The organism is Mesorhizobium sp. WSM4820 (assembly GCF_055811075.1).
The window spans coordinates 84,108-103,366 of record NZ_JBVVQN010000002.1 but is presented as its reverse complement, the minus strand read 5'-3'; the positions used below and the strand labels follow the sequence as shown (position 1 = coordinate 103,366).

Here is a 19,259-nt window from a genome sequence, read left to right as displayed (position 1 = left end):
GCTGCTCCGCGCAAACAGCCGCCACCCCAGTCAAAGTCAAATGAACAAAAGTTGACCGGGAAATGCATGTTACGGGTCAGATGCGGAGGGCCCGGAAAAACCCAGCCGACGCGAGGGTTTCCGGCTGTTTCCGAAACGTGGTTCGACGAGGCAGCCTGGGCGTAACCGGCAAGTACGCCCGCTGTCGCGCGATCAACTATCCGAAGGTGTGGACGTCTTCAGGAAGAATACCGGGCGGCGAATTCGGAGATGCGCTGCACCACGGCTTTCGGAGCCGTTATGCCCCGTGCCGCTGCCTTCTCCGCCGCTTCGGCCCGGGCACGGCCGGGGACATGCACGCCGTAGCGGCGGCGCAACCGGTCGAGTTGATCTTTCATGCGCTTCTCGAAATTTGGATCGAGCAGCTTGGGCTCGACGGCCAGCACGAAGAGGCCGGTTCCGGGACTGTCCGGTCCGTCGGTGAACCACGGCGCATCGAGCGACCAATTGGCGCCCGACAGGCCCGCCGCCAGCACTTCGACCATCAGCGCGATGTTGGCGCCACGCTGGCCGCCGAATGCAAGCATCGCGCCTTTCATGGCGGCGGCCGGATCGGTGGTCGGGTTGCCGCTCGCGTCCAGTGCCCAGCCTTCTGGAATTCTCTTGCCGTCGTCAGCCGCCTTGCGGATGTTGACAAAGGCGGTGGCGCTCGACGACTGGTCGATCACCAGCGGCGCACCGTCGGCGGCGGGCGCAGCGAAGGACATCGGGTTGGTGCAATAGACCGGCTTGACCGAGCCGGAGCCGGCAAGCACGGCCGGTCCATTGGTCGCGGCGAAGGACACCAGCCCCTGCGCGGCCAGCCGTCCTGTGAAATAGCCGAGCGCGCCGCATGTATAGGCGTTCTTCTGCGAAAAGATGGCAACGCCGAACAGGCGCGCCGCCTTGGCGAGATCGTCGATGGTGCGGTCGAAGCCGGTATGCGCCAGACCGCCGCGCGCGTCGGAGAGATAGATCGCCAAAGCCGGCCTGGTGATGACCGGCTCGGCCTTGCCATCGATGCGGCCGGCCTCCAGCGCCTCGAGATAGTCGATGAAATGCGACAGTCCGACCGTCGACAGACCTTCTGCCTCGGCCGCCACCACGGAGGCTGCAAGCGACTGCGCCGCTTCCTCATTGGCGCCGGCGCCGAGCGCCGCCATCCGGCACAGCCCTGTCGCCTGGTCGAGACTGAGTTGCATCGTAGCGGTCCTAGGGGAGTAGGGGAGTAAGGGAATAGGGGAATAGGGGAATAGGGGAATAGTGAGCAGTGAATGCGAATAGGATGGAAATGTGTATGTGAATAGTGGCTGACCCTACTCCCCTACTCCCCTACTCCCCTACTCCCCTACTCCCCTACTCCCCTATCAGCCAATCTTGTTCGGGATCCGCGCCTCGATCTTGCCGAGGGCGAAGACCAGGATGCCGGTGATCGCCATATAGATCAACGCCAGGAGCAGCAAGGGTTCATAGGTGAGGAAAGTGCTCTGCCGAACCTTTGACGAGACGGCGAATATGTCGATCACGCTGATGGTCGCCACCAGCGGCGTCGATTTCAGTTGCAGCACGGTTTCGCCGGTCAGCGTCGGCAGCGCCCGGTAGAAGGCTTGTGGCAGCCAGATCCGCCGCAGGATCTTCCAGCGGCTCATGCCGAAGGCGCGCGCCGCTTCCAACTGTCCTTTCGGCACGCCGGCGAAGGCACCCCGCATGACTTCCCCCTCGTAACCGGCGAAGGACAAGGTCAGCGCCAGGACGCCATAGGGCCATGCTTGCCTGAGATACGGCCACATCCAGGACTCGCGTACCCATGGGTACTGTGGAAACAGCGAGCCGAGCCCATAGTAGAGCAGCCAGAGCTGCAGCAGCAGTGGCGTTCCCCTGATGACGGTGCAGAAGGCCTTTGCAGGCGCCGCGAGCCAGAACGGGCCGGCAGCCTGCGCCAATCCGAGCGGCACGGCGAGCAGGAAGCCCAGTGTGCAGGTGACGGCGAGGATCCAGAGCGTACGCCAGAGGCCGACAAGCGCCATTTCGTAATATTGCGGCAGCCAGTCCCAGCGCATGAAAAAAGCGGCCGCGAGAACCAGCGCCAGTCCAGTCACAATCAGCACGATGCGGTGCGGCTGCAACCACAGCGACGTGCGGGCGGCTACGTTGACGATGGTCGTTTCGACAGCCATCAACGCGCCTCCTTGAGCGAGGGCATGCCGCGCCGAGCCCAGACCTCGATGCGGCCGATGATTAGATTGGAGACCAGCGTCAACAGAAGATAGATCACGCCCGCGGCGAGGAAGAAGGTAAGATAGGCTTTGGTTACGCCCGCTGCTTGCCGCGTCGCCAATGTCAGTTCGAAGAAGCCGACGACCGCCAGCAGGGCGGTGTCCTTGGTGGCGATCAGCCAGAGATTGGCAAGGCCCGGTATGGCGAAAGGCAGCATCGCCGGCAGCGTGATGCGTCGCAGCAGCAGGCCGGGAGACATGCCATAGGCGCGCGCGGCTTCGATCTGTCCCTGCGGGATGGCAAGGATCGCGCCGCGCATCACCTCGGTCGAATATGCGCCCTGGACGAAGCCGAGCACGGCAATGCCGGCCACCAGCCCGCTGATATCGATGCGCTGATATCCCATTGCCGTCAGCAACTGGTTGATCAAATCGGTGCCGGCATAATAGAGCAGCAGGATCAGCACTAGCTCCGGCACGGCGCGGACGATCGTCGTATAGACTCCCAGCAGATCGCGCACCACAGGCCCGCCATAGAGCTTGCCATACGCACCGCAAATGCCGATGACGAGGCCGAGACCGAACGCACCGGCAGCGATCTCGACCGAGTGGAAGCAGTCCGACCAGAAGCGTTCCGCCCCAACCGGGTGGCGTCGGCGAAAGCAGTTCGATGATGCGGGCCACAGAGGCCGGAAGAAATGCGTCGATCAGCGTCGCCCCCGAATTGCTGGCGCCAAAACCACCGGCGATGCCGTCAGCGGAAAGCTTGCATAGGTAGAGTTCGACGAAGCCACACGGCGCGCTGGCTGCGCCGCGTGGTTGTTCGCTCGGGGATGCACGCCGTCAATTCGACTGTGGGTCGGCGCCATAGATGTCGAAATCGAAGTATTTCTTCGAAATCTCGTCATATTTGCCGTTGGCGCGGATCGCCTTGATGCCGGCGTTGATCTTCTCCTTCAACTCGGTGTCCTCCTTGCGGACACCGGCGCCGACGCCGGGCCCGAGGATCGCCAGATCCGGCGCGACCGTGCCCTTGAGATCGCAGCATTGCTTGCCCTGATCCGATTTCAGGAAGGCATCGAGCGCGATGGAATCGGCCTGCACGGCATCGACACGGCCGGCCGCAAGATCCTGATTGGCTTCGTCCTGGGTCTGATATTCCTTGATTTCCGCGGCTTCGGTGAAGTGCTTCTTGACGTAGTCGGCATGCACGGTCGAAACTTGCACGCCGATGATCTTGCCCTTGAGATCTTCCGGGGTAGCGCCGAACTTCTGGTCCTTCGGTCCGATGATGGCTGTCGGGGTGTTGTAATATTTGTCGGAGAAGTCGATCGTCTTCTTGCGCTCGTCGGTGATCGACATGGAACTGGCGATGACGTCGATCTTCTTGGTCGTCAGCGCCGGGATGATTCCGTCCCAGGCGACGGGGGTGATGACGCAATCGAGTTTCTGCTCGGCGCAGACCGCGTCGATGAATTCGATCTCCCAGCCAACCCATTTGCCGGAAGCATCCGGCGAGGTGAACGGCGGATAGGGTTCGGCAGCGACGCCGATCTTGACCGGCTCGGCCTTTGCCATGCTCATCGCGGCGACGCCGAGCAGAAGTGCTGCGGCAAATGTTTTCAGAACGGTCTTCATGCCAAAAACTCCCAGTTTGTTGTTGTTCCCGTTTTCGTCCGCCTCGGCTTAACCGATGTTGCGGATGAATTGCTTCAGCCTTTCGGATTTCGGTGCGCCGAAGATCTGCTCCGGCGGCCCTTCTTCCTCGACCAGTCCGTTGTAGAGGTAGACGACATGCGTCGCGACCTCGCGGGCGAACTTCATCTCATGGGTGACCAGCACCATGGTGCGGCCTTCGCGTGCCAGGTCGCCGATCACCTTCAGCACCTCGCCGATCAGTTCCGGGTCGAGCGCCGAGGTCGGCTCGTCGAACAGCATGACGCGCGGATTGATGGCCAGCGCCCGGGCGATGGCCGCACGCTGCTGCTGGCCGCCTGACAGATAGGCCGGATAGACATCGCGCTTTTCGGCCAGGCCGACGCGGGCAAGCAGCTTTTCCGCCTCGGCGACGGCCACATCGCGCTTGACGCCCAAAACATGCACCGGAACCTCGATGACGTTCTCGATCAGCGTCATGTGGCTCCACAGATTGAAATTCTGGAAAACCATGCCGAGCTTGGAGCGGATGCGCTCGATCTGCTTGCGGTCGGCGGGAACGGTGTGGCCGTGACTGTCGGCCTTCATCCGGATCTCCTCGCCATTGACGCGAACGATCCCGCTGGTCGGGTTTTCCAGGCAATTGATGCAGCGCAGCAGGGTCGATTTTCCCGAGCCGCTGCCGCCAATGATGGCGATGACCTCGCCGTCGCGCGCCGACAGCGAAACGCCTTTCAGCACATGCAGTTCGCCGAATCGTTTATGCAGGTTCTCGACATGGATGGCTTCGGCGGCGTCGTTCTGCGCCGTGTACTTCAGGGCGGGGGCGGTGCCTTGCGCTATCACCTTTGCGGTGCCTCACGAAATGGCCGGACCCGTCGCTGCTGGAATTTTTTACCCATTACCATCACTGGACAGACTTCTCATTCTCAAGATGTACCGTTCCGCTTGCCTCCGTCAACCACGCTTTTTGGACCATTGATCACTGCTCGCTGAGTGGCTATTGGCTGGATGGGATGGTTCAGGAGCACTTGGTGGGTAAAGCATTCGGGTCGCAGTCCATGGCCGGGCCCTTGCAGCGCGTGCTGATGCGGTCCGCCGCAAGCGCTATGGCCCGCGCCAAAGCATCGGAATGGCACTATGGTGCGGGCTTCGATCCGCAAAAGGCCGCCGCCCAGCATGAGGCGCTGACGACGCTGGTTCTGGCGTCCGGCGCCGCGATCGAATGGCTGACTGACGCCGATGACGGGCTTGCCGATTCGGTCTTCACGCATGATCCTTCGTTGATGACCGACCACGGCGCCATCATCCTCGCCATGGGCAAGGCGCTGCGCCGGGCCGAGCCCGGCCTGCACGAGGCGGCCTACAAGCGCATGGGCGTACCTCTCCTCGGCCGCATCGAGCCTCCCGGACAGGTCGAGGGCGGTGATTGCGTCTGGGTGGATTCACTGACCCTGGCCGTCGGCCGCGGCGTGCGCACCAACCAGGACGGCATCCAGCAACTCGCCAACCTGCTCACCCCCAGGGGTATCCAGGTCTATGGCTACGACCTGCCGCTCTGGCATGGCGAGGACGCCTGCCTGCATCTGATGTCGGTGATCAGTCCGCTGGCCGACGATCTGGCGCTGGTCTATGCACCGCTTTTGCCGGCTGCCTTCTACCAGATGCTGCGGGCGCGAGGCATTCACCTGGTCGAAGGCGACGCCGGGGAGTTCTTCGCCTCCAACGGCCTCAGCCTCAATGTGCTGCCGACCGCGCCGCGCGAGGTGATCGCCGTTGCCGGCTTCCCGAAGACGGCGGCGGCCATGGCGGCCGCCGGCTGCAGGGTTTCAACCTTCGAGGCGGACGCACTGTGCATCGCCTGCGAGGGCGGACCGACCTGCCTCACACGTCCGGTGCTCAGGCAATGACGACAGTCGGCGAAGCGCTCATCACTTTGCTCGAAGCCCATGATGTCGATACGGTCTTCGGCATTCCGGGTGTGCATACGGTCGAACTCTATCGCGGCTTGGCGCGCTCGAAGATTCGCCACGTCACCCCGCGTCATGAACAGGGCGCCGGGTTCATGGCCGACGGCTATGCGCGCGCCGGCGGCAGGCCCGGCATCGCGTTCGTCATCACCGGACCGGGGCTGACCAACACCATCACCGCCATGGGCCAGGCCCGTGCCGATTCGGTTCCGATGCTGGTGATCTCGGGCGTCAACGCCACGCCGACACTGGGCAAGGGCCTTGGCCATCTGCACGAACTGCCCGACCAGCGCGGGATGATGGAAAAGGTCGCGCTGTTTTCGCACCGTGTCACGGACGCCGACGAACTGCCGGGCGTTCTTGCCCGCGCCTTCGCCCTGTTCTCGTCGTCGCGTCCGGGCCCCGTGCACATCGAGATCCCGACCGATATCATGGTCAAGCCGGCCGGCGGCATCGCCGCTTTGCTGACGAATGTCGCGCCGCCCGAGCCGAATCCGGCTGATATAGCAGAGGCGGCAAAACTTTGCGCGGCTGCCCGCCGCCCGCTGGTCCTTGCCGGCGGCGGCGCCAAGAGAGCCGAAGCGCCGTTACAGCGCCTTGCCGAAAGGCTGGGAGCGCCGGTTGTCCAGACGGCCAATGCCCGCGGCCTGCTGCACCGCCATCCGCTCGGCGTGCCGGCCAGCCCCAGTCTGAAGGCGGTGCGTGCATTGATGGCCGAGGCCGATCTGGTCATTGCCGCCGGCACCGAATTCGGCCCGACCGACTACGACGGATATAGCGACGGTGGCTTTGTCCTGCCGTCCAATCTGATCCGCATCGACATCGGCGCCGACCAGCTTGCCCGCCGGCCCGCCCGGATTTCGATCCATGCCGATTGCGGCGCAGCACTCGAGGCGCTGCTTGTCGAGATTGGTACGGACCAGCCGCCATCGGGCGACGGCCAGTCTCGCGCCGCTGCGACAAGGCAAGCAGCCTTTGCCGAAATGGCCCCGGCCCTCCAGGCGCAAACCCGCGCCGTCGAGATGATCCGCGATGCATTGCCGGGCTCGATCATCGTCGGCGATTCGACCCAGCCGGTCTATGCCGCCAACCTCTATTACGATCACGACCGTCCGGGCGGCTGGTTCAACGCCGCCACCGGCTTCGGCGCGCTGGGCTATGGTCCGCCGGCGGCGATCGGCGCAGCCCTTGCCGTGCCTGATGCGCCGGTCGTTTGTCTCACCGGCGACGGCGGTTTCCAGTTCACGCTGCCGGAACTGGGCGCCGCGCTCGACGCTGCGGCGCCGGTGATCTTCGTCGTCTGGAACAATCGCGGCTATCGCGAAATCGAAACCTCGATGCTCGATGTCGGCGTCGAGCCGGTCGGCGTCTCGCCGGCGCCGCCTGATTTCTGCAAGCTGGCCGAGGCCTACGGCATTGCCGCCGAGCGGCTCGCGGGCATCGGTCCTCTGGCGGACGCACTCAAGCGCGCGCGGGCGACCGGACTGCCGTATGTCATCGAGATCACCATCGATTGAGTGCTGCTGTGGCAGCGTCTGCCTGGGGATGCGATCCGCGTCGGATGGCCGACGTTCTGACGCGCACAAGCGGCGCTGCGTCATCAAGATTTCGGTTGAGTGATTGCGCGAAAGGCGCGACCTTCGGCGGCGGTGCGGCATAAGAGTGACAGGAGCGGTCGTAGATGACGGATACACTGGACGGCAGGCATGTTGTGGTGACCGGCGGCACCGGAGCGCTCGGTGGCGCGGTTGTCGGCAAACTGCTGGAGCAGGGCGCGATCTGCCATGTGCCGAACGCCCATGCCGCCGCGCCCGCGCATTTTCCCTTCCCGGCACATGAGCGCGTCAGGCTGGCGCACAATGTCGATCTCGCCGACCCCGCCAAGGTCGATGCGTTCTACGCCAGTGTTACCGACTTGTGGGCCTCCATCCACCTGGCCGGCGGCTTCACCGCCGCGCCGGTCGAGAAGATCGAGCCCGCGTCCTTTGCCGAAATGATGGACACCAACGCCCGCACCACCTTCCTGTGCTGCCGCGCGGCGATCCGCTCGATGCTGGAATCTTCCGTATCGGGCCGCATCGTCAATGTCACGGCCCGCGCCGGGCTCGACCTGCGGCGCGGTTCCGGCATGGTCGCCTATGCCGCCAGCAAGGCGGCCGTTGCGGCAATGACGGTGGCGATGGCGGAAGAACTCAAGGGCAAGGGCATCCTGGTCAACGCGGTCGCGCCCTCGACCCTCGACACGCCGGCCACCCGGGCTGACATGCCGGCCGCCGATTTCGGCAAATGGGTCAGCCTCGAAGCGGCGGCGGAAGCGATCGCCTACCTTGCTTCGCCGGCCAATCTGGCGATGAGCGGCACACTGGTGCCGCTTTACGGCAGGGCCTGATCTATCTCTTTGTTTGAGCGCGGATTTCCCAAAACCGGTTTGCCAGGTTTGAGGTTACGATGCTCTGACCATGGTCAAACAAAAACCCCGCCGGATCGCTCCGGCGGGGTTTTGTTTTACAGGCCGCGCGAGGCGCGGCGTTAGTGGACCTAGCTACCCTGCTTCTTCAGCGCGGCGCCCAGGATGTCGCCCAGCGAAGCGCCGGAGTCGGTCGAGCCGTACTGGGCAACCGCTTCCTTCTCTTCGGCGATTTCCAGCGCCTTGATCGAGACCTGCAGCTTGCGGGTCTTCTTGTCGAAGGCGATGACGCGGGCATCGACCTTCTGGCCGACCGTGAAGCGCTCGGGGCGCTGCTCGTCGCGGTCACGGCTGAGGTCGGAGCGCTTGATGAAGGTCTCGATGCCGCTGTCGACCAGCCGCACCTCCAGGCCGCCATCCTTGACGCCGGTAACCTCGCAGGTGACGACCGCGTTCTTGCGCAGTTCGCCTGAAGTCGCCGCCTCACCGGCCGTATCCTTGGCCAGCTGCTTGATGCCGAGCGAGATGCGCTCCTTGTCGATGTCGACGTCGAGCACCTGCGCCTTGACGATGTCGCCGCGATTGTACTCCTCGATCACCTGCTCGCCCGGACGGGTCCAGTCGAGGTCGGAAAGATGGACCATGCCGTCGACATCGCCTTCGAGGCCGATGAACAGGCCGAACTCGGTCTTGTTCTTGACCTCGCCCTCGACCTGGCTGCCGACCGGATGGCTGCTGGCGAAAGCCTGCCACGGGTTCTCGAGCGTCTGCTTGAGGCCGAGGGAGATGCGGCGCTTGGCCGGATCGACCTCGAGCACCACCACGTCGACTTCCTGCGTAGTCGACAGGATCTTGCCGGGATGCACGTTCTTCTTTGTCCACGACATTTCCGAAACGTGGATGAGGCCCTCGATGCCCGGCTCCAGCTCGACGAACGCGCCGTAGTCGGTGATGTTGGTGACGGTGCCCTTGATCTTCTTGCCGATCGGGAATTTCGTTCCGATCTCGGACCACGGATCGCTCTCGAGCTGCTTCATGCCGAGCGAGATGCGGTGGGTTTCCTGGTTGATGCGGATGATCTGCACCTTGACCGTCTGGCCGATGTTGAGGATTTCGGTCGGATGGTTGACGCGGCGCCATGCCATATCGGTGACATGCAACAGGCCGTCGATGCCGCCGAGGTCGACGAACGCACCATAGTCGGTGATGTTCTTGACGACGCCTTCGACCACCTGGCCCTCTTCGAGGTTCTGCACGATTTCCGAACGCTGTTCGGCGCGGCTCTCCTCGAGCACGGTGCGGCGCGACACCACGATGTTGCCGCGGCGGCGATCCATCTTGAGGATTTCGAAAGGCTGCGGATTGTGCATCAGTGGCGAGACGTCGCGGATCGGACGGATGTCGACCTGGCTGCGCGGCAGGAAGGCCACAGCGCCGTCGAGATCGACGGTGAAGCCGCCCTTGACCTGGTTGAAGATGACGCCTTCGACGCGCTCGCCCTTGGTGAACTTCTCTTCGAGACGGACCCAGCTCTCTTCGCGGCGGGCCTTCTCACGCGAAAGCATCGCTTCGCCAAGCGCGTTCTCGATGCGCTCGACATAGACCTCGACCGTGTCGCCGACCTTAAGCGTCGAATCCTTGCCCTTGACGCCGAATTCCTTCAGCGGCACGCGACCTTCGACCTTGAGGCCGACGTCGATGATTGCCATGTCCTTTTCGATCGCAGTGATCGTGCCCTTGACGACTTGGCCTTCGCCGGAATGGCCGGCGGAAAAAGATTCTTCGAGCAGGCTCGCGAAATCATCGCGAGTGGGATTTGCAACTGACATAGTTTCTCCTGGAATGCCCCGCATCTCAAGCGGGGCGGGCGCCGTGGGTTAGCGTTGCGTTGGCCTGCCGGCGTTCCGGGCCTCAAAAAAGCCCTTGGCCGCCTAAGCGGCAATTCCGGCGCATGAAGAATGCTGGCAGGCTGGTTCGTGCCCGATATGGGTATCTTTTCGCCGCCGGCAATCGGCAACGGCAGGAAACCCGGCTCAGGCTTTGTTTCTCTTGGCCAGAACGTCGTCGATGATCGCCTTGGCCGCCAGGAACGCGGCTTCTATAGCCATTTCCGACGTGTCGAGCAAGTGCGCGTCGGCGGCCGGCTTCAGCGGCGAGTCGGCGCGACCCATGTCGCGCTCGTCGCGGCGCAAGATATCGGCGAGGATATCGTCGAAATCGGCGGTGCCGCCGATGCTCTCGATCTCGGCTAGCCTGCGTTGTGCCCGCACCTCGGCGCTCGCCGTCACATAGAGTTTTATGTCGGCGTCGGGACAGACCACGGTGCCGATGTCGCGGCCGTCGAGCACGGCGCCCGGCGGCGCCTTGGCGAATGAGCGCTGCTTTTCGACCAGTATGCGCCGCACCGAAGGGATGACAGCCACTTTCGAAGCCGCTTCGCCGACCGCATGCGCCGTCAGCACCGACCGGTCGAGCTTGGCCAGGTCGACCTGCCGGGCAGCGGTCTCGGCGGCCGAGACATTGTCGAGCGGCAGGCCGAGCCGAAGCAGCGCATGCGCCACCGCGCGATAGGTGAGGCCGGTGTCGAGCAGGTTCAGCCGGTAATGGTCGGCCAGTCGGCGGGCAAGGGTGCCTTTGCCCGCGCCTGCTGGGCCGTCGATGGCGATTGTGAAGCCAGCTTTATCAGTGATTGAGCTCATACGTGCCGCTTCAAACGGAGGAAGGTCGTTAAATCAAGAACCAATCGGGTTCAACGTCAAAGTCCGGAAGACCGCCGTCCGGTCCAATATCCGGCCAAGAATCCAACGGGAATTCCTATCAGAAGCGGTACGGAAATGGGAAACGTGGCGATCGCGACGAATGTGATCCCGGCAGCCAGCTTAAAAACGAAGTTCGAAACATATGGCATGAGAGCGCCGCTAACGTCTGGAAAAAAATGCGCCGTTGTCGCCAGCAAGATGAAGAGGACGATCCAAAACGGGAAAAAAAGAAAGCCGATCAGGCTAATCGCACCTGGCTTCCTGTCGGAATATCCCAGATCGAAACCTGACTGCGCCGCCACGCGCCCGACCAATGCCGTCAAAACCAAACCGCCGACGAGCAACGTCCAAAACATTCGCAGACCTTAGCTGATCTCCGCCCCCAGGCCCTTCATAAGCCCCATGAACTCCGGAAAGCTGGTCGCGATCATCGCCTGGTCGTCGATGGTGACAGGCTTTTCCGTTGCAAGTCCCATGACGAGAAAGCTCATGGCAATGCGGTGGTCGAGATGGGTCTGGACGATGGTGCTCTTTCCGTTCGGATGTTGGCCAAGCCCCTTGCCGCCGGGTTTTCCACGCACGGCCAGTGTGGCTTCGCCCTCGGTACAGTCGACGCCATTGAGCTTCAGCCCTTCGGCGACCGCCGACAGCCGGTCCGATTCCTTCACCCGCAGCTCTTCCAGTCCCTGCATCAGCGTCTCGCCCTCGGCAAAGCTCGCCGCGACAGCAAGCACCGGATATTCATCGATCATCGTCGGCGCCCGTTCGGGCGGCACGGTGACGCCCTTCAGCTCTGAGTAGCGCACCCGCAGATCGGCGACATCCTCGCCGCCTTCATTGCGCGGCTCGAGAACGTCGATCCGGGCGCCCATTTCCTGTAGCGTCAACAAAAGACCGGTGCGGGTCGGGTTCATCAGCACGTTTTCGATTGTAATGTCCGAGCCCGGCACGATCAGCGCCGCCACCAGCGGGAATCCGGCCGATGACGGGTCGCCCGGCACAGCGATTGTCTGGCCGGTGAGCTTGCCCTGGCCCTCGATGAAGATGTGGCGCACGCCGCGCTCGTCGGTCTCGACCGACAGATTGGCGCCGAATCCCTGCAGCATCTTTTCGGTGTGGTCGCGCGTCATCACCGGCTCGATGACGGTGGTGATGCCGGGCGTGTTCAGCCCGGCGAGCAGCACCGCCGACTTCACCTGGGCCGAGGCCATCGGCACGCGGTAGGTGATCGGCGCGGCGTGTTTGGGGCCGCGCAGCGTGATCGGCATGCGGTCGCCGGGCGTCGCCTTCAGCACCTGCACGCCCATCTGGCGCAGCGGCTCGAGCACGCGGCCCATCGGCCGGCCGGACAGCGAGGCGTCGCCGATGAAGGTCGTCTCCATGTCGTAGGTGCCGACCAGGCCCATGGTGAGGCGCGAGCCGGTGCCGGCGTTGCCGAAATCGAGCGGGCCTTCCGGCTGCAGCAGCGCGCCGTTGCCAGTGCCGCGGATCACCCATTCAGCGCCGCGCTTCTCTATATGCGCGCCCATTGCCTTCATCGCGGCGCCCGTGTGCATCACGTCCTCGCCTTCCAGCAGGCCGGTGATGCGGGTTTCGCCGGAGGCGAGGCCGCCGAACATGAACGAGCGGTGCGAGATCGATTTGTCGCCGGGCACCCGTGCTGTGCCTGAAAGCGCTGGCGATTTGCGGGCGGTGGCCGGGCTCGGGGCGGCAGTATGCGACATGGGTTTTCCTTGGGTGAAAAACGCCGGTGGCCGGCCTTTTTCTTCTGGTTTGCGCGGTCTCGTATCACGGCGGAAGGAAATGGTCATCCCCTTGCACGAGGTCGCTCAGCGCGAGGATTTGTAACGCTGGCTTTAGGCTTTGACAGCGCCGTAAACTGTGGTTATGGGGACCAAACTTTCATCGACGAGGCTTGCTGTGGCAAAACCCGAACTTGGCACCAAACGCATCGACCCCGAGACGGGTCAAAAATTCTACGATCTGAACAAGGATCCGATCGTCTCGCCCTATACCGGCAAGAACTATCCCCGCTCTTATTTCGAGGAAGGCAAGATTGCCGCCCTTGAGGAGGAAGAGGAAGTTGCCGAGAAGGAAGTCGACGCCGAGGAGGAAGAGGGCGTCGAGGTCGTCTCGCTCGAAGAGGCGGACGAGGATGCGAAGCCTGACGATCTTCCCGATCTCGGCGATGACGAGGACGATGTGGACCTCGGCGACGACGACGATACCTTCCTCGCCGACGAAGAGGAAGAGGACGACGATGTCGCCGACATGATCGGCGTCGGCGATGACGACGACGAAGTCTGATCCGGCCTCTCACACAGCGCCCGCCGACTTTCGTGGGTTCTTGATAAAAAGCGGCTCTTAAAGGCTTGATATTGACGGAAGGCGGGGTTAGAAGCCGCCTGCACTAACGGCGCGGTCTCAACCCGCGCCGATCTCTTCGCCGGCAACGGCGCCGGTTGACTGCCGGAGTGGGGCCATAGCTCAGTTGGGAGAGCGCTTGAATGGCATTCAAGAGGTCGTCGGTTCGATTCCGATTGGCTCCACCAAAATTTCTATAATGATTTTAGTTGATTAGCATTCTCCCCCTCGGGGGCCTGTTGCCCTGAAATCGTTCGGGGCACCGCCGCGGCACCCCGAGGCGCTTTTTGGGGGTCGCAAAATTTGCCTAGTCTCCGTTTTCCGCCAGATTTGCCGAAAGGCGAGGGGATGGGAAATGTTCGGACTTTTTAGCGCAGGCCTAGGTCCCTCGAAGTTAGATTGGCTTGAGGCACGATACGCTTGCATGTTCCGTATGCCGACGAGCGCAGGCCGTTGTGTCGCCGTAGCGTCAACCGGCTGAAGCCCGGCGGTGCTTCCTCAGCCGAGTGATTGCCGACCTGGCGACCGTAATCACGCCGCCGCAGTCAATCCGCACGGTGAGTTTGTCTGCTCCGCGATCGATGCGGGTGACGTCCCCAACAAGAACTACTCGGTCGCCGGCCCGGGCTTTGGGTGGCGGCTCTAGCGTGTAAGGATGGTCATAGGATGGAATGCTCACTCTGGCTCGGCCGCTAGGGAGAATGGAGATGACGGTACCTGCTAGCGCAACCTCATCGCCGACCTCAAATTCGCCAGGCATGTTAAGGTGCAGCATGGTCTTCCTCCCGATGCTTTCCTATTTGATGCTTTGCTAAATTAATGCCCGGCCACCGCGTTGGTTGCCGTGCAATCCGCTTCGTACGGTTCCGCACATTTCCAAGCTGGATCGCGATGGCGACGGGACCACTTTGAGGTGCCTAGAGCGCCGTAAGCCGCACCAGAGAGGCATCGCCTATCAGCTGGCCGAAATTTTCTATGGGCGCCCTACAGGGAACACTCAAAAGGTTCAAAAGGGTCTGGGCCGCAGGCTGCTCGCTGTTTCCCTGCTGTTTATCAGCGGCAGTGGATTAACCGGGAACCCGTTATTTAAAATGGGCTAAGCCATTGGTAATGGCCTCGATTACCACGCTATAGCAACGGGCCGTTCTGATAGCGGTGCAGTGGCGAATTTTGAATACCCCTATGGGGAACATTCAGGTAAACGGTTACAGGCTCCTTGGCGCCCGAAGGGAAAAAGCACGCCGCACCTTTTCGGCGCGAACAGCTATGACGAAGGAACACGACCTCTGCAACGCGCGTCAGTCTTGCTTCCGCTTCCACAGATCCGAAGTCGATGCGTATGCGAACGATGCTGACCAAGCGATCAGGACGAGTCCGTTGAGACCCTCCAAGGCAGCAACGATTCGCATCGGCCCAGTGGCATAGACTTCGCCAAAGCCGATCGTCGTGTAACAGGTAACCGAGAAATAGAAGAAATCCGCTGCGCTTCCGGAAAACAAGCCTGCGAGACCTCCAAGGTCTGGATGGTGGTGCATCCAGGCGTAGGCGAGCGCGAAAAGACAGATCCCCACCACGTGAGCAATGATTGCTGCGACGACCAAGAGCAGCAGATCAACCCGCATCGGAAGTGAAAAACGACGCCTCATCGTTCCGGCGATATTTAGCACTTCATAGTGCATCAGAACCGTTACCAGTGCGAGACCTACAGATATGGCGAACGCGATGAGCAATTGCGGTACCTTCAAGTAGGACTCAGATGCTCAACCGCTTATCACCGCGCGAGCGGTTCGAACAGCGTCGACCTGACGCGACGCGACGCGATGCCGAACACGCGAATGGTGAGGACTCACGCGAGCACCCGGTGGTGCCATCTCCCCGGGTCCTCGGCAAAATCGTCGGAACCGAACCGCTCCCAATGGCTTTCGTAATCAGGGGCAGCATCAAAGAGGAGACTGTTATGGATCGGCAAGAAAATAGCGTTTTGGAGGCGGGCTGGCTTTTGGCGGTCCCGCTTTCTATCGGATTTGCCGTTTTGATTGCAGGCTTAGTGCTGGGCTAGTGTGCTATGGGAACCGGAACTCGATCACTCGCCCCTCGGCCTTCCATGATTGCCGGGCGTCAACGGAACCAAAGTCGCGCAATAGCTGCGGGACAGGAGCAAGGCGGACGCCACCGTCGCGCTTTTCGCCAGCCGGCCGCTCGGGCTTCTGCCTCGCTGCAAAACCAGCGCTCCCCCTTGCCGGTCGAGGTTACGGTTCGGTCATGACGGGGCGAGGGAGAAATGCGCCGCTAGGTGTCAATCCTAATTGGAGGTTCACGCAAAGAAAAAACCCGCCACCGTGAGGCAGCGGGTTATGACAGTAGTTCGAGCAGTCCGATCAACGGATCCGCCGATAGCAGCGTGGTGTCGGCAGCGTAAGTTTTGTGAATCCGGATTCGCTGCGTTTCATGAAGTCGCCTCCTGCCGGCCTATTTAACACATGGCCCGCCAGTCCGCTTTGACGACACGGCGGGTAGACGAGGAAGGCGGCAGGGTGACAATCGCCATGGTGACGGTCGACATCGACAAGGTCAGGCTGGTCGAGAAGTACAGGCCGCCGAAGCGCAAGAAGCCGCTGGGCCGCAGCTCGCGCAACGGATGGCAGGACTTCACTTCATCGCTTACTTCATGCGGGCATCAAATCGATGACCCGCATGATTGCGACCGCACTGCTCGTGTTCTGGGTGCCTTCGGTCGTATCTGCTTTGGCGCAGGTCCAAACATCGCCCTTCTTGACGGTGAACTTTTTCTCGTTCTGAACGACAGAAAGTTCTCCCTCGGTCAGGTGGCAGAGCATGTCATTCTTCATCACGTTGTCCGGCGTCTTCGCCCCGGGTTGGATTACAACATCGCGTAGCATGACCGTTTTATAAGCTGGTATGACCGAAGCCCGCTCACCAAGCGCTACAACTCTGACACCGGGGCCGACCTCCTTGCCCTCATCGGGGCCGTAAGTCTGTGCGGCGGCTGGGGTCGCCCAAGCGATCAGTGGCGTTGCGGCCACTGTAAGACCGAGTGCAAGTGTGGATCTACGATTGACGGCTTCCATTGCTTCCTCCCTGTTCAAGTTGGTCGGAAAGGTAGGCCAACAAGTCAGGATGAGCCGCTGCGGCCCAAAGTCAACTGATCTTCCGTTGGGTTTGACCCTAGGGCCGGAGCGATGGCAGAAGACGACTGATGTTCTATAGCGTTGAGGCGCCCTTTTAATCCTCATCCCAGAAATCCTGCAGCGAGGCGTGCCGAAGGTCTTCCTCGCCCCTTAATGCTTCACGCGGGCCTTGATACCCGGCTTTACCCACTGCGTTGCCGGCCGCTTTGGCATGTCCTTGGGCGGTGGCCCGGCATGTTCCTGAACCCTTTTCCAAAGCCGCTCCCGCATCTGGCGATTGACGCTGACGAAAGCACTGCCGACATATTTGCGCGTCACCGGGTCAGCCATCAGAGCAAACGCCGGCTTGCCCCTCTCGCGTTCAACTCCGAGAGTCTCAAACTCGCTTTCGGTGAAGGATTTTGTCTTCAGCCAATTGGTTGTCGGCCCGCTGCGATATTTGCTGTCTCGACGCTTCGATACCATTCCCTCCAGGCCGGCAGCGTCGATTAGATGATAGATCGCATTAGCCTCGCCGGCATTGTCTCACTGAACTGGATGCGGCTGTCAGACCCTATAAGGCCGGCAGGATTGTCGCGCACGTCGTGGGCCATTTAGGTGCAGGAGATCGAACGCGACGAAATAGAGGTCGTGCTGCCGCCGGGTGATGGCCTTTCGTAACTCGCCGAAGTCAGACAGGCCGGCATCGTTGAGCACGATAATCTCGCCGTCGATGATGGCGCTCTCGAGGTCCAACGTTCGAGCCGCCGCAGCTAAGTCTCGGTATTTGGCGGTCCAGTCTAGGCCGCGGCGGGTAAAGATCCGCACACCGTCGGCGTCGATGATGATTTGGGACCAGTAGCCGTCGAATTTGGCTTCATGCATCCAGTCGTCGCCTTGGGGCGGCTTGGCGATCAAGGTAGGCATCATCGGAGGAATGAACTCTAGCCGGCCAGCACCGGCAGTCACTCGTTTACGCACAGGTTCGAGTCTAGGCTCATCCGATTTGATGCTAGGGGAACGGACCATGACCATTTTGCTAAATTAGCAACGATGCATGAAGCGGCATACAATTTCGCCCAAGCCGGCGACCGCCCCCCGACCTGCCAGCCGGCCAGGCCCGGCGGCCGTTGCGCCCCCAAGTAGGGCTGCCGGGCTGCCCCATCAAACGCACTGTAGCGACCAACGTGAGACGAGATAGAACAAATAACGCAAATGGAGACCTAACCAGAGGAGCGCAGCAACCCCTCCTCCTTGGCAGCGGCTTCCAAGGCCTTCCTTACGTCGTCGGGTGTGCCCTCGCCTCCAAGGCAGGCCATGCACGCTTCTTGGGTCCTCGCTTGGCCCACTTCATAAGTTCCGTGGCGGCACCCTCGACGTTGTTGCAGCCATAGGTGAGTCCAGGTGGTCTGTCTCGATGTTGACCGGAGGGTGAAACCAATGGAGAGCTATGAGGGTAATTTAGGGGATGCTCATGTGTTTGGTAGAGGCGAGGGCCTAGGCACGGATGCTTGGGAGAGAGGGCCACGCGCTCGGCGACGTAGCGAACGATACGGCGGGCCTGAGAGGCGGCTGGAGCATGCGACGAGGGCGATGCGGAAGGCGCTGGCATAGGCGCTGAAGATGGCGCTCTGGGTCGGCTAGACCTTCGGGGTTCCGTGACGGTAAATGAGCAGCGGGGACCGGGTGGGGGGCTTGGGGTTAGTCCCCGCTGCTTTGAGCTGCCTTCGCGGGGTGCAGTGGCAGCACAACTAAATAGCGACTGAGCGATGACAGGACCCAGACAGCGGAGCCTTGGGCGCCCTGTCAGACTTACACCGGCTAGTGCCGGCCCCAAAGGCCACCCGGGCGGGTGTCTCAAGAGTGCGGCCGGGGACGGGCCTTCAAAGATTGCGACTTCCGTACCCCAGCCTACACTCCGGCCTGACGCGCGTGCCCACCCAACCCAGCGTCAAGCGACAGGTCATTAGTAGCCGATAAAGATCGCCCCCAAAATCGGCCGCTTGAGCTAGCTCGGATAGACAATTCGGGTGAGCAGGTTTAACGGGTCAAAAGGAGGGGTCGGAATATCCGGGCCAACAGGCTCATGCGAACTAAGTGAGAGCTTCATGGCCATAGTACCCCCTCCTCCTCGCCACCTAAGGCTTGAAGGCAAAGGGCCGATGCACGTTTCCACTTGGGTCCCTCTTGGACCAGTTGCTCGGATGCACCTCGGACATTGTTGCAGGCATAGCTGTCGCCCTCCAGTTCGGTCTTCAGAGCGGGAAGAGGAACGATGTAGGTCCGCGCGGGTTTAGAATTGCGGGCGGTCAGTTCTCCGTGGAAGCGCAGCCGCTGTGGGCCCGTCGCTTGTCCCTCAACGGCGGCGGGCTCTTCCTTGGCAGGCCATGAAGGGAGCCTACTCGTCCCGACTGGCCTTTCCGATCGCCTCAAGCAATGAAGCGAGGGTTGGCGTCAGTTCTGGTTCGACCTCCAGCCCAAGCAGCTTGTGTACGTGATGACGATTGTCTTCGGTGCCGATCAGCTCCCGAACGGCGTCGGCAAGGGTCTTATGGCCCGCTGCATCACGCTTTGCCATGTCTGCATGTCCCAACCCCGCCCAGGGCCGCAACTCGCAGGTCACGGAATGGTTGCATTAGGGGCAGGAATGTTTGGTAGAAATTTCTGAGCGGGGGATCGGATAACTGGCTCGCCAGATCACCAGGCCCCTTGATGAGGCCCACGGACTTCATGAGCTGTCA

The 19,259-nt window shown here is 62.0% G+C and carries 17 protein-coding genes, 1 tRNA gene and 1 pseudogene; 5 read left to right on the top strand and 14 right to left on the bottom strand.

Translation table 11 applies throughout. The features are described from left to right. Positions 1 to 218: 218 nt before the first annotated feature. The 5 genes and pseudogenes from AC0L2R_RS03890 to AC0L2R_RS03870 all read right to left on the bottom strand — a co-directional run bounded on the left by AC0L2R_RS03890 (position 219) and on the right by AC0L2R_RS03870 (position 4,733). Positions 219 to 1,220 (bottom strand): Ldh family oxidoreductase, encoded by a 1,002-nt coding sequence (locus tag AC0L2R_RS03890; RefSeq protein ID WP_473495400.1) that lies wholly within the window; start codon positions 1,218 to 1,220, stop codon positions 219 to 221. Positions 1,221 to 1,385: 165 nt separating this feature from the next. Beyond that, a complete protein-coding gene (locus AC0L2R_RS03885; RefSeq protein WP_473507787.1) occupies positions 1,386 to 2,195 on the bottom strand; it encodes an ABC transporter permease in 810 nt (269 codons plus the stop codon). Then, positions 2,195 to 2,861, bottom strand: a pseudogene (locus tag AC0L2R_RS03880) (ABC transporter permease). The gene AC0L2R_RS03885 and the pseudogene AC0L2R_RS03880 overlap by 1 nt, the downstream one beginning before the upstream one ends. Before the next feature lie 216 nt (positions 2,862 to 3,077). Continuing rightward, complete coding sequence (locus AC0L2R_RS03875; protein WP_128168366.1) at positions 3,078 to 3,872, bottom strand: transporter substrate-binding domain-containing protein; 795 nt, start codon at positions 3,870 to 3,872, stop codon at positions 3,078 to 3,080. Positions 3,873 to 3,920: 48 nt separating this feature from the next. Beyond that, positions 3,921 to 4,733, bottom strand: a complete 813-nt coding sequence (locus tag AC0L2R_RS03870) for an ABC transporter ATP-binding protein (RefSeq protein WP_473508062.1) — start codon at positions 4,731 to 4,733, stop codon at positions 3,921 to 3,923. A gap of 218 nt (positions 4,734 to 4,951) precedes the next feature. Between AC0L2R_RS03870 and AC0L2R_RS03865 the strand changes: the two genes are divergently transcribed. The 3 genes from AC0L2R_RS03865 to AC0L2R_RS03855 all read left to right on the top strand — a co-directional run bounded on the left by AC0L2R_RS03865 (position 4,952) and on the right by AC0L2R_RS03855 (position 8,249). Then, positions 4,952 to 5,800, top strand: coding sequence for a dimethylarginine dimethylaminohydrolase family protein (locus AC0L2R_RS03865; protein WP_473508061.1), 849 nt, complete (start codon positions 4,952 to 4,954; stop codon positions 5,798 to 5,800). Next, positions 5,797 to 7,377, top strand: coding sequence for a 5-guanidino-2-oxopentanoate decarboxylase (locus tag AC0L2R_RS03860; RefSeq protein ID WP_473507786.1), 1,581 nt, complete (start codon positions 5,797 to 5,799; stop codon positions 7,375 to 7,377). The genes AC0L2R_RS03865 and AC0L2R_RS03860 overlap by 4 nt, the downstream gene beginning before the upstream one ends. A gap of 164 nt (positions 7,378 to 7,541) precedes the next feature. Further along, positions 7,542 to 8,249 (top strand): SDR family NAD(P)-dependent oxidoreductase, encoded by a 708-nt coding sequence (locus tag AC0L2R_RS03855; RefSeq protein ID WP_027151506.1) that lies wholly within the window; start codon positions 7,542 to 7,544, stop codon positions 8,247 to 8,249. 149 nt (positions 8,250 to 8,398) lie between these two features. On the opposite strand, the gene rpsA is transcribed toward AC0L2R_RS03855, so the two are convergent. The 4 genes from rpsA to aroA form a co-directional block, all read right to left on the bottom strand. Then, the gene (gene rpsA / locus AC0L2R_RS03850) at positions 8,399 to 10,096 is read right to left on the bottom strand and encodes a 30S ribosomal protein S1 (protein WP_027151507.1); all 1,698 of its coding nucleotides are present in this window, start codon (positions 10,094 to 10,096) and stop codon (positions 8,399 to 8,401) included. 204 nt (positions 10,097 to 10,300) lie between these two features. Beyond that, positions 10,301 to 10,966, bottom strand: a complete 666-nt coding sequence (gene cmk, locus AC0L2R_RS03845) for a (d)CMP kinase (protein ID WP_473507785.1) — start codon at positions 10,964 to 10,966, stop codon at positions 10,301 to 10,303. A 56-nt stretch (positions 10,967 to 11,022) separates the two neighbouring features. Next, the gene (locus AC0L2R_RS03840; protein WP_473507784.1) at positions 11,023 to 11,382 is read right to left on the bottom strand and encodes a hypothetical protein; all 360 of its coding nucleotides are present in this window, start codon (positions 11,380 to 11,382) and stop codon (positions 11,023 to 11,025) included. Positions 11,383 to 11,391: 9 nt separating this feature from the next. After that, entirely contained in the window at positions 11,392 to 12,750 is a 1,359-nt protein-coding gene (aroA, locus tag AC0L2R_RS03835) for a 3-phosphoshikimate 1-carboxyvinyltransferase (RefSeq protein ID WP_473507783.1), read from the bottom strand. A 196-nt stretch (positions 12,751 to 12,946) separates the two neighbouring features. On the opposite strand from aroA, the gene AC0L2R_RS03830 reads away from it, so the two are divergent. Next, entirely contained in the window at positions 12,947 to 13,333 is a 387-nt protein-coding gene (locus AC0L2R_RS03830) for a TIGR02300 family protein (protein WP_027151510.1), read from the top strand. 169 nt (positions 13,334 to 13,502) lie between these two features. Then, positions 13,503 to 13,578 (top strand) — tRNA-Ala (locus AC0L2R_RS03825). A gap of 1,110 nt (positions 13,579 to 14,688) precedes the next feature. On the opposite strand, the gene AC0L2R_RS03820 is transcribed toward AC0L2R_RS03825, so the two are convergent. The 5 genes from AC0L2R_RS03820 to AC0L2R_RS03800 form a co-directional block, all read right to left on the bottom strand. Continuing rightward, on the bottom strand, positions 14,689 to 15,135 hold the full coding sequence (locus AC0L2R_RS03820; protein WP_287220681.1) for a potassium channel family protein: 447 nt from the start codon (positions 15,133 to 15,135) through the stop codon (positions 14,689 to 14,691). Positions 15,136 to 16,056: 921 nt separating this feature from the next. Continuing rightward, a complete protein-coding gene (locus AC0L2R_RS03815) occupies positions 16,057 to 16,479 on the bottom strand; it encodes a hypothetical protein (RefSeq protein WP_091598150.1) in 423 nt (140 codons plus the stop codon). 210 nt (positions 16,480 to 16,689) lie between these two features. Further along, a complete protein-coding gene (locus AC0L2R_RS03810; protein ID WP_473507353.1) occupies positions 16,690 to 17,004 on the bottom strand; it encodes a hypothetical protein in 315 nt (104 codons plus the stop codon). An 81-nt stretch (positions 17,005 to 17,085) separates the two neighbouring features. After that, a complete protein-coding gene (locus AC0L2R_RS03805) occupies positions 17,086 to 17,436 on the bottom strand; it encodes an ATP-dependent DNA ligase (RefSeq protein ID WP_473507782.1) in 351 nt (116 codons plus the stop codon). A gap of 1,480 nt (positions 17,437 to 18,916) precedes the next feature. Then, positions 18,917 to 19,096 (bottom strand): hypothetical protein, encoded by a 180-nt coding sequence (locus tag AC0L2R_RS03800; protein WP_473507781.1) that lies wholly within the window; start codon positions 19,094 to 19,096, stop codon positions 18,917 to 18,919. Positions 19,097 to 19,259: the final 163 nt, after the last annotated feature.